We start from the raw sequence: 10,340 nt of genomic DNA on the forward strand, positions 1-10,340 counted from the left end.
CGGACACACTTCGCAGAGGCCGGACGCACTTCGCAGAGGCCGGACGCACCCCGCAGAGGCTGCAGCCCGTGCGAGGCGTGTGCTGTCCCTGCGAGGACCGCCCGTCACTGCGTGCCGTTCGCGGCTGACGAGCCGCCCGGCGGCGCCGCCCGCGGCGCGCAGCGCGTGCGCCGTCCGGCCGGCCCCCCGCGTCACCCCGGTGCCGGGCCGGTCGACTCCCGGGCGACCAGTGGGCACGGCAGGACGAGCTCGGCCGCGTCCGCGACCCCGGTCAGCATGTCGACGAGCAATCTGCCGGCCCGCTCCGCGGGGCTCGCCACGGTCGTCAGCGGCGGGTGGCAGAACGCCGCACCGAAGATGTCGTCGGCCCCGACGACGCTGATCCGGCCCGGCACCGCGACGCCGCGCCGCTCAAGGCGCTGCAGCACGCCGATGGCGAGCAGGTCGTTGAAGGCGACGAGCGCGCCCACGCCCGATGCGAGCCCCGCGTCGGCGGCCGCGGCGCCCGCCTCCAGGACCGGCTCGAACGGCCCGAGCCGCAGGGCCGCGATCCCGCGACGGGCCGCCTGATCCTCCAGCGCCTGCCACCGCCGGGCGTCGATCCACGAGGTGCGGGGCCCGCCGAGGTAGGCCAGCCGCCGGTGGCCGAGGGCGTGCAGGTGCTCCACGATCTGGCGGGCGGCGTCCACGGCGTCCACGACGACGCTCGGGACCCCCGCCATCGTCCGGTTGAACAGCACGACGGGGTGGCGCGCGCGCAGCTCCCGCAGGGCGGAGTCGTCCATCCGCGGCGAGATGAGCACGAACCCGTCGACGAACGAGCCGAGCCGGTCGGCGTGGCCGACCTCCAGCGCGGGGCTCTCCTGTCCGTCGCCGAGCACGAGCGTGTAGCCCGCGGCGGCGGCCTGGATCTCCGCGCCGCGGATGAGCGCGAAGTGGTGCGGATTGGTGATGTCCGGGACGAGCAGCGCGAGCATGCGCGTGCGGCCGGAGGGCAGCGCCTGGGCGAGGCGGTTGGGCCGGTAGCCGATCCGGCGCGCGACGTCGAGGACGTGGGCGCGGGTGCCCGCGCTGACGCGGCCGGGGTTGGACAGCGCCCGGGAGGCGGTCGACACCGCGACACCGGCCTCGCGTGCGACGTCGTGCAGCGTCGCTGGCCGGGCCGGCTCGTGATCCATGACGCAGTTGTAGCATGGCCGTGGCAAACGATGGCAAACGTTTGCCATACTCGACCGGACGAGCCGTCGGAGGAAGGACGCGATGACGACCACCCTGCCCGCGACCCCGCCCGCGCCCGGGGGCACCGCCCCGGTTCCGGCCCGCGGCGGTCGCGCCGCCTGGGCGGTTCTGGCCGCGGCGGCCGCCGCCTACGTCGTCGCGGTCATGCAGCGCACGTCGCTCGGCGCGACCGGGCTGGACGCGGCCGACCGCTTCGGGATCAGCCCGGGGCTGCTCGCCCTCTTCGTCTTCCTCCAGGTCGGCGTCTACGCCGCCGGGCAGATCCCCGCGGGCCTGCTCGTGGACCGCTTCGGTGCCCGGGCGATGCTCACCTCCAGCGGCGCCCTGCTCGCGGCGGGGCAGTTGCTGCTCGCCCTGGCCACCTCGCTCGGCACGGCCGCCGCCGCGCGGGTGCTCGTCGGTGCAGGTGACGCCCTGGTGTTCGCCTCGGTGATGGCGCTCGTGCCCCGCTGGTTCGCGCCCCGGCGGGTCCCGCTGGTCACGCAGATGACGACGATCACCGGGCAGCTGGGCCAGGTCCTGTCCACCGTCCCGCTGATCGTGGTGCTCGGCGCGGTGGGTTGGCCCACCACGTTCGCGACGGCGGCCGCCGTGAGCCTCGCCGCCGCGGTGCTCGTCCTGGCGGTGGTGCGCAACGGGCCCGCCGGCACGTGGCGACCGGGCGCGCCGATCGCGCCGCGCGCGCTCGCCGGGCAGCTGCGTGCGGTGTGGGCGCGCCCCGGCACCCGCCTGGGCTTCTTCGGCCACATGGGCACGCAGTTCTCGATGATGGTGTTCTCGCTGCTGTGGGGCGTGCCCTACCTCGTCACCGCGCACGGCCTCGACCGGCTCGCCGCGGGCGGCCTCGTGACGCTGCTGGTGGTCGCCTCCGTCTGCGTGGGGCCGCTGCTGGGTGCCCTGACCGCCCGCCACCCGCTGCGGCGCTCCTGGCTCATGCTCGGCGTCATCGGCGCGGGCGCCACGGTCTGGACCGCGATCCTGCTGCTACCCGGCCCCGCCCCGCTGTGGCTGCTCGTCCTGCTGGTCCTCGTGCTGGCGGCGGGCGGCCCGGGCTCCGTCGTCGGCCTCGACATCGCCCGCACGGCCAACCCGGTGGCGAACGCGGCCGTCGCGCAGGGCATGGTCAACATCGGTGGGTTCGGGGCGACGCTGGTCGTGCTGCTCGGGATGGGCGGGGTGCTCACCGCGCTCGGCGGGTTCACCCCGGAGGCGTTCCGGGTGGCGTGGCTGCTGCAGTACGCGGTCTGGGTGGTCGCGGTGACCGGCCTCGTCCTCGCGCGGCGCGAGGCGCGCCGGCTCGATGCGGCGCGGGGCGTGGTGCCCCGGCCCGTCACCGAGGTGCTGGCCGGGATGCTCGGCCGCCGGCGTCAGGTCCGGACGTAGTCACCCGGCCCCGGGCCCAGCACGGGGTGCGCCGTGCTGCCGACCGGCGGCGGTGCGACCAGCTCCCCGGAGTGGGCGTCCGACCACCGGGCCCAGTCCTCCCACCACGACCCGGAGCGGCGCTCGGCCTCCTCGCGCCATGCCGCGCCCGCGGGCGGCAGCGCCTCCTCCGTCTCGCTCACCTGGTACCAGGCCTTCGGCGAGGGCGGGTTGACGATGCCGGCGATGTGCCCGCCGCTGGACAGGACGTAGCGCACCGGCCCGCTGACCAGGCCGGCGGTCTTGTACGCGGACTCCCACGGCACGATGTGGTCGTTGATCGCGCTGACGACGTAGGTGGGCGCCTTGATCGCCCCGAGTTCGATCGTGCGCCCCGCGATCTCCAGCGTCCCGGCGGCGAGCCTGTTCTCGACGTAGAAGTTGCGCAGGTAGAACGCGTGCATCTCGGCCGGCATGCGCGTGCTGTCGGCGTTCCAGGCGAGGATGTCGAACGCGGGCGGATCCTGGCCCATGAGCCAGTTCGAGACCACGTAGTTGAAGATCAGGTCGTTGGCCCGCAGGATGTCGAACGTCCCGGCCATCGACTTGCCCTCGAGCACCCCCTCGCGGCGCATCTTGCGCTCCAGCTTCGCCACCGTGCGCTCGTCGGTGAACGTGCCGAGGACGCCGGGGTCGCCGTAGTCGAGCATCGTGTTGAGCAGGGTGAGCGTGCCGATGCGGGTGTCGCCGCCCTGGGTGAGGTAGGCGGCGGTGATGGCGGTGAGCGCGCCGCCGAGGCACAGCCCGACGATGTCGACCGTCTCGGCGCCGGTGATCTCGGTGATCACGTCGAGGGCGGTCTGCGGGCCGTGGACCAGGTAGTCGTCCAGCGTCGTGTCCGACATCGCGCGACCCGGGTTGCGGTAGCTGATCGCGAACACCGTCCGGCCGTGCCGCACCGCCCACTCGATGAAGCTGCGCTGCGGTGCGAGGTCCATGACGTAGTACTTGTTGATCCACGGCGGGCTGCACAGCAGGGGCGCGGACCGCACCTCGTCGGTCTGCGGCTCGTACTGCAGCAGCTCCATGAGGTCGTTGCGGTAGACGACCTTCGCCGGGGTCGCAGCGAGGTTGCGGCCGACCTCGAACCCGCTCGTGTCCACCTGGCGGGGGCGGCCCCCGTTGTGCAGGAGGTCGTCGACGAAGGCGCGGGCGCCACGCACGACGCTCACCCCGCCGGTCTCGAAGGCCCGCTTGAGCGCCGCCGGATTCGTGGGCAGGAAGTTCGTGGGCGCCGCGGCGTCCAGGAGCAGGTCCAGCGCCATCCGCGCCTTGCGCGCCGTCTCCGGCGCCAGATCGGCGGCGTCCACGGTCTCCCGGGCGAAGCGCGAGAGCGCGAGGTAGGCCTGGCGCGTCGCGTAGAAGACGGCGTTGTCGGCCCAGGTGGGATCGGCGAAACGGCGGTCGCGGGGATCCACCGGCAGCGGCGGCTCGATGTCGCGCCCCAACGCCCGGACGGCGGCCGCGCCGGGGATGCGGACGAGATCGGCGGCGAGCTGGAGAGCATGGCGGGCGGGCGCGGCCGGGCTCACCAGGCTCGCGCGCGCCGCGTCGACGAGAGCCTCGCCGAACCCGGCGGCATCGAGGTCCTCGAACAGGTCGGACTCGGGGGCGAGCACGCTCGCGGCGCGCTCACCCACGTCGCGGGACAGCTGCTGATCCTGGGCCATGCGTCCATCGTCGCCTCCCGGGACCGTTCCCGGTACCCCTCCCGCTGGTCGGAACCCGATACCGGCCGGTCCGAGCCCGGGTCAGGCTGGGCGCACCGTAGGGGGTGACCATGTCCGTGTCCGTCCGTCCGGGCGCACCGCCCGGCTCCGTCCGGCGGGAGGAGCGGTCGCGCACGGCCCTGGCGACCGTGTGCATCTCCGGCACGCTCGAGGACAAGCTCGCTGCCGCTGCCGCGGCCGGCTTCGACGGCGTGGAGATCTTCGATCCCGACCTCGTCGCATCGGCGTGGTCCCCGGAGGAGGTGCGGACCCGCTGCGCCGATGCGGGGCTCGCGATCGATCTCTTCCAGCCGTTCCGCGACTTCGACTCGACCCGTCCGGACGTGCTGGCCGCGAACCGGCGGCGCGCGGAGCGGAAGTTCGACGTGATGGAGCGTCTCGGCACCGATCTCGTCCTGGTGTGCTCGTCGGTCGCGCCGGACGCCCTCGACGACGACGGCGCCATCGCCGAGCAGCTGCATGCCCTGGCGGCCCGTGCCGCCGAACGGGGGCTGCGGCTCTGCTACGAGGCGCTGGCCTGGGGAACCTTCGTCAACACCTACGAGCGGTCCTGGGAGATCGTGCGGCAGGCCGACCACCCCGCGCTCGGGGTGTGCCTGGACAGCTTCCACATCCTCTCCCGCGGCTCGGACCCCGCAGGCATCGCCCACATCCCCGGCGAGAAGATCTTCTTCCTGCAGCTCGCCGACGCCCCGCACCTGGACATGGACGTCCTGCAGTGGAGCCGCCACCACCGGCTGTTCCCGGGACAGGGCACGTTCGACCTGCCGACGTTCCTCGGCCACGTCCTCACCGCGGGTTACACCGGCCCGCTGTCGCTGGAGGTCTTCAACGACGTCTTCCGGCAGTCCGATCCCACGCGCGCGGCCCTCGACGCGCACCGGTCGCTGCTCGCACTGCAGGAGGAGACCGCGGCAGTGCTCTCCCCGGCAGTGCGCGAGCGCGCACGGACGGTCGAGCTGCCACCTGCCCAGGAGCTGCACGGGTACGCGTTCGTCGAGCTGGCCGCCGATCCCGCGAGCGCGCCTGCGGTGGCCGACCTCCTCACCGCCCTCGGGTTCACCCGCAGCTGCGTGCACCGCAGCAAGCCCGTCGAGCTGTGGCAGCAGGGTGACGCCCGCGTCGTCCTCGGCACGTCCGTCGACGTGGACGGCGCGATGATCGCCGCGCTGGGCCTGGAGACCGCCGATCCGGACGCCGCCGCCCGGCGGGCCGGCGCGCTGCTCGCGCCCGTGCTGCCGCGCGAGCACGGGCCCGCCGAGGTGGACCTGCCCGTGATCGCCGCGCCCGACGGTACGCAGATCTTCTTCTGCTCCAGCGGCGGGACCGCGGACTGGCTCACCGACTTCGTGCCGGTGCAACGGCTCGGCAGCGACACCGACCCGGCCGGCAGCGGTCTCGAGGGGATCGACCGGGTCGATCACGTCGCGCTGACCCAGCCGTTCGACCACTTCGACGAGGCCGCGCTGTTCTACCGCTCGGTGCTCGGGCTGCGCCCGCAGCACTCCTCGGAGGTCGCCGCCCCGTTCGGGCTGGTGCGCAACAGGACCGTCACCGACCCGGCCGGGACGGTGCACCTCGGGCTGAGCGTGTCGGTGCTGCGGCGGGGCACCGGGTGGCAGCCGCGGGTCACCGACCCGCAGCACGTCGCGTTCGCCACCCCCGACCTCCTGGCGACGGTGCGCGCCGCGCGCGCCGCGGGGGCGCGGATGCTGCCCGTGCCGCCCAACTACTACGACGATCTCGACGCCCGCCAGGCGCCGCCGCCGGAGCTGCTCCGCGCGCTGTGCGAGCTCGACGTGCTCTACGACCGCGACGCGCAGGGCGGGGAGTTCCTGCACGCCTACACGGAGGTGCTGGGCGGGCGGCTGTTCCTGGAGCTCGTGCAGCGGATCGGCGGCTACGCCGGGTACGGCGAGGTCAACGCGCCGGTGCGGATGGCGGCGCACCGCAGGCAGCGGTCGCGGTGAGCGGACGTTCCCGGGGCAGGCGGTCCCGCGGCACCGGCGCGCGCTCCCGGCCGGCGCACGCGAAGCGTCCGCCGGCGCGGGCGGCCCGTCCGCCCGCCCGCCCGAGCTCCCGTTCGGACGACGAGCACCTGCACCCCCGCGACCGGGGCCCGGTCCGGGCCTACGTCCGCGACCTGGTCGACGGGCGGTGGCACCTGCTCAACCTGTTCATGCCGGTGTTCGCGGTCGCGCTGATCGCCTACGTCAACCGGCCGTCCGGCATCCGCACCTGGTCGCTGTACCTGAGCGTGCCGCTGCTCGCCGTGATGGCGGTCGAGGCGGTCGTGCTCGGCATCTGGGTCACCCGCAAGGCCCGGCTCGCCTACCCGCAGGAGCAGGTCGCAGGCCTGCGCACCGGCTGGTACGCCTTCATGCGGGTGCATCGCCCGCGGCGCATGCGCCTTCCGGCACCGCGCGTCCCGGCCTGAGGCTCCCGTCACGCGGCCGGGCGTGGTACGCGTGGATGTGGCTAGCCTGGTCCGCGGCAGGTCCTCCAGTCGCTCCTCGGCGCGGCGGTCGGCTCCAGGTCCGGCCCGCCAGCGACGACCGACGATGGAGGTCCGATGCCCACCGGCCACCGTATCCGCGAGCGGCTCAGCGACGCCCTGCTGAGCACGGCGACCGAGCTCACGCTGGAGCGCGTCGCGCTGACGCGCCGGCTGGAGGCGAACCCCGCACACCCCGGCTACCACCACGCCCTCGCAGCGATGACGGCCGCCCGCTGGGTGGACTCGACGCTGCTGTGGCTCTCCTGGCGGCTCCGGCCCCGCCTCGACGTGACGGCCGGCGGGATCTGACCCTGCCGCTCACCCCGCAGCGGCACCGCCCGCCACGGCCACGCCCGCCGCGTGCCGGGCGGCGACGTAGCCGAACGTCATCGCCGGCCCGATGTTGATCCCGCCCGCCGGGTAGTGCCCGCCCATCACGCTGGCCTGGTCGCTGCCCGCCGCGTACAGACCCGCGATCGGCGCGTCGTCGGCGCCGAGCACCCGCGCGTGGCGGTCCGTCGCCAGGCCGGCGAACGTCCCGAAGCTCCCGGGCAACACCTTGATCGCGTAGAACGGCGCCGTCTCGACCGGCGCCAGCGACGGGTTGGGCCCGTGGTCCGGGTCCCCGGAGCCGCGGTTGAACGGGGTGCTCCCCCGCCCGAAGGCCGGGTCCTCGCCGAGCCGGGCGTGGGCGTTGAAGGCCGCCACCGTGCGCTCCAGGCCGTCCGGGTCGATCTCGCACCGGCGGGCGAGCCCGCGCAGCGTCCGCCCCCGGATGAGGTAGCCCGACCGCAGGTAGGGCCCGACGGGCACCGGGAACGGCTTGGCCATCCCGAACGGGTAGCGGCGCTGGAAGCGGTGGTCGCACACGAGCCAGGACGCGACCTCCTGCCCCTGCGGCACCGCGTCGAGCATCGCGGCGACGTACTGGTGGTAGCCGTCGGCCTCGTTGACGAAGCGCCTGCCGTCGGCGAGCACGGCGATCAGGCCGGGCTTGCCGCGGTCGACGATGTGCGGGTAGGTGCCGACCCGGCCGCTGCGGTAGCGCACGAGCGACACCGGGCACCACGCCGCGGGCGCGGCCAGGTCGGCCACGAACCGCGCGCCGACCGACTCGCCCAGGCGCACGCCGTCCCCCGTCGTCTCCGGCGGGGCCAGCGTCCAGTGCTCGCGGCCGGTCGGGGTGCGTGGGAAGAGCGCCCGGCGACGGTCGACGTCGCGTGGGAAACCGCCCGCGGCGAGCACCACGCCGTGGCGGGCCCGCACCGTGCGCTCGCCGCCGCGGGCCGCCACGACCCCGCCCACGACCCGGCCGTCCTCGACGAGCAACCGCGTGACGGGGGCGTCCACCTCCAGCGCCACGCCCAGGTCGTCGGCCGACTTCACCAGCCGCGCGACGAGCGCGGGACCGTTCACCAGCTGCATCCCCCGCCGGCAGGTCACCAGGTCGAACGCGTGCGTCGCGACCCGCCGCGCCGCGTGCAGGAACGCGCGCGGGGAGGTGGTGGCGTGCAGGAACGCCTGCAGGTCCGGCCCGGCCATGATGCCCATGCCGAGCAGTGAGGTCTCGTAGAGCTGGCCGCGCAGCACGGCACGCAGCCGGCGCGGGAGCCGCCGCGCGTTGATCGGCAACGGGCCGACGGAGCGCCCGCCGGTGCCCGCGCCGGGCAGGTGCCCGTGGATGTCGGCGATCCAGGTGCCCGAGACGAACTGCAGCGACGTGTGCCCCTCGAAGAACTCGACCATGTGCCGGGCGTTCTCGAGCAGCGCCTCGACCCGCGGCTCGTCGTACTCGTCGCCGAGGGCGTGGCGGAGGTAGGTGCGCGGGCCCTCCACGTCCTCGACGACACCGTCGGCCTGCGACAGCGGGTTCAGCGGGGCCCACATCCAGCCGCCCGACCACGCCGTCGCACCGCCGAGCACGGCGGCCTTCTCCGCCACGAGCACGCGCAGGCCGTGGTGCGCCGCGGTGACGGCCGCGGAGAGACCGCCCGCGCCGCTCCCGACGACGAGCAGGTCCACCTCCGTCACCGGCACGCCTCCAGTAGCGCGCGGCCCCGTGCGAGCGCGCCACCCCGTCCCGCTCGGCGGAAGCCGACCCGGCCGCGACGCGCCGGGCCGGACACTCGCGTCGTGGAGTGCCCCTTCCCCGGCCCGCCGCCGCTGGTCATGAGCTCGTACACCCTCGGAACCGGAGTGCCGTTCGCCGAGCGGGTGGCGGCCGCGGGCGCGGCCGGCTTCGACGGGATCGGGCTGCGCGTGGAGGACTACGCCGACGCGCGCGCCGCGGGCCTGGACGACGCGGCGATGCGCGCGCTCGCCGCGGAGCGCGGTGTCGCCGTGCGGGAGGTCGAGTACGTCACGGGGTGGGGCGACCCCACCGACCCTGCGGTCGCCGACCGCGAGCGCGCGGTGCTGCACATGGCACGGGCGTTCGGCGTGGCGCACGTCAATGCTGGACTGCTGGAGAAGCTCCCCGTCGAGGCCGTCACCGCGGCCTACGCCGGGCTCTGCGACCGCGCGGGTCCCGAGGTCGCGGTCGCGCTCGAGTTCATGCCGTACAGCGGCGTGCCCGACCTCGCGACGGCGTGGCAGGTCGTCCGTGACGCGGGACGCCCGAACGGGGCCCTGCTCGTGGACGTCTGGCACTGGGCCCGGGCCGGCACGACCGCGGCCGACCTGGCCGCCGTCCCCGCGGAGCGGATCGTGGCGGTACAGCTCTGCGACGTGCGTGCCGAGCCGATGGCGCAGGCGCGCGCCGAGTCGCTGGGCCACCGGCTCCCGCCGGGCCAGGGGTTCGGCGACGCGGTCGGCATGGTCCGGGCACTGGCGCGCCACGGCGTCGCGCCCCGGATTGTGGCCGTCGAGGTGATCTCCGACGCACAGGTGGCGCGGGGTGTCCGGGCCGCGGCCCTCGTCAGCGCGGACGCGGCCCGGGACGTCCTGCGGCGGGCGGGCCCGGTGTAGGTGTACTGACCGGGCAGTGGAACCGGGCAGCGGCCTGCGCGACCGGAACCCGGCTGTCGACGATCAGGCGCGCCAGGCGCACCACACCAACCGGGGTCCGGCCCTCCCCGTTCAAGATCAGTCAGACCGGGTCGTCACACGACCTCGACCAACGTCTCCGGTCGGTCTTGGAGGGGGGTGCGGCCGTCCGTGCCGTCTGCCGAGCGGGTCTGCGGCGGCGCCGAGCCGGTGCGTGGCGCCGGTGTCGTCGGGCATGCGCTGCCCGGGTTGCGGCGTGTCGTGGGTGGCTGATGGCGGGGGGCGCGGGCGGTGCGGTTCACCGCTCCGGCAGGTGTCGTCGGCCGGTCGCCGAATGGGCGCTGAGCTGCGCCGATCGGCCTATCTTCGAACTATTGTTCGACTAGACTGAATGGTGTGATCCCCGATCGGCTGGCCGCCGCGCACCGCCTGCTGGAGCAGGCCGGCGCGGAGCTGGCCGCCGTCTG

General features: G+C 75.0%; 8 protein-coding genes. 5 read left to right on the plus strand and 3 right to left on the minus strand.

The window, feature by feature from the left end:
- Positions 1–191 precede the first annotated feature (191 nt).
- The gene (locus AB7J25_RS28105; protein ID WP_428513934.1) at positions 192–1,178 is read right to left on the minus strand and encodes a LacI family DNA-binding transcriptional regulator; all 987 of its coding nucleotides are present in this window, start codon (positions 1,176–1,178) and stop codon (positions 192–194) included.
- Positions 1,179–1,260: 82 nt separating this feature from the next.
- Between AB7J25_RS28105 and AB7J25_RS28110 the strand changes: the two genes are divergently transcribed.
- Complete coding sequence (locus AB7J25_RS28110) at positions 1,261–2,622, plus strand: MFS transporter (protein ID WP_428513936.1); 1,362 nt, start codon at positions 1,261–1,263, stop codon at positions 2,620–2,622.
- On the opposite strand, the gene AB7J25_RS28115 is transcribed toward AB7J25_RS28110, so the two are convergent.
- Positions 2,607–4,331: a PHA/PHB synthase family protein gene (locus tag AB7J25_RS28115; RefSeq protein WP_428513938.1), complete on the minus strand. Its 1,725-nt coding sequence runs from the start codon at positions 4,329–4,331 to the stop codon at positions 2,607–2,609. The two genes, AB7J25_RS28110 and AB7J25_RS28115, sit on opposite strands and share 16 nt — an antisense overlap.
- 110 nt (positions 4,332–4,441) lie before the next feature.
- On the opposite strand from AB7J25_RS28115, the gene AB7J25_RS28120 reads away from it, so the two are divergent.
- The 3 genes from AB7J25_RS28120 (at position 4,442) to AB7J25_RS28130 (ending at position 7,197) form a co-directional block, all read left to right on the plus strand.
- A complete protein-coding gene (locus AB7J25_RS28120) occupies positions 4,442–6,361 on the plus strand; it encodes a bifunctional sugar phosphate isomerase/epimerase/4-hydroxyphenylpyruvate dioxygenase family protein (RefSeq protein WP_428513940.1) in 1,920 nt (639 codons plus the stop codon).
- Positions 6,358–6,828, plus strand: a complete 471-nt coding sequence (locus AB7J25_RS28125) for a DUF3043 domain-containing protein (protein WP_428513942.1) — start codon at positions 6,358–6,360, stop codon at positions 6,826–6,828. The genes AB7J25_RS28120 and AB7J25_RS28125 overlap by 4 nt, the downstream gene beginning before the upstream one ends.
- A 135-nt stretch (positions 6,829–6,963) precedes the next feature.
- Positions 6,964–7,197: a hypothetical protein gene (locus AB7J25_RS28130; protein ID WP_428513944.1), complete on the plus strand. Its 234-nt coding sequence runs from the start codon at positions 6,964–6,966 to the stop codon at positions 7,195–7,197.
- Between the two features lie 9 nt (positions 7,198–7,206).
- Here the strand turns inward: AB7J25_RS28130 and AB7J25_RS28135 are convergent, their stop codons facing one another.
- A complete protein-coding gene (locus AB7J25_RS28135) occupies positions 7,207–8,919 on the minus strand; it encodes an FAD-dependent oxidoreductase (protein ID WP_428513946.1) in 1,713 nt (570 codons plus the stop codon).
- A gap of 102 nt (positions 8,920–9,021) precedes the next feature.
- On the opposite strand from AB7J25_RS28135, the gene AB7J25_RS28140 reads away from it, so the two are divergent.
- Entirely contained in the window at positions 9,022–9,855 is an 834-nt protein-coding gene (locus tag AB7J25_RS28140) for a sugar phosphate isomerase/epimerase family protein (protein ID WP_428513948.1), read from the plus strand.
- Positions 9,856–10,340: the final 485 nt, after the last annotated feature.

Origin of the sequence: Pseudonocardia sp., from assembly GCF_050246655.1 — a bacterium.
Classification (GTDB): domain Bacteria; phylum Actinomycetota; class Actinomycetes; order Mycobacteriales; family Pseudonocardiaceae; genus Pseudonocardia.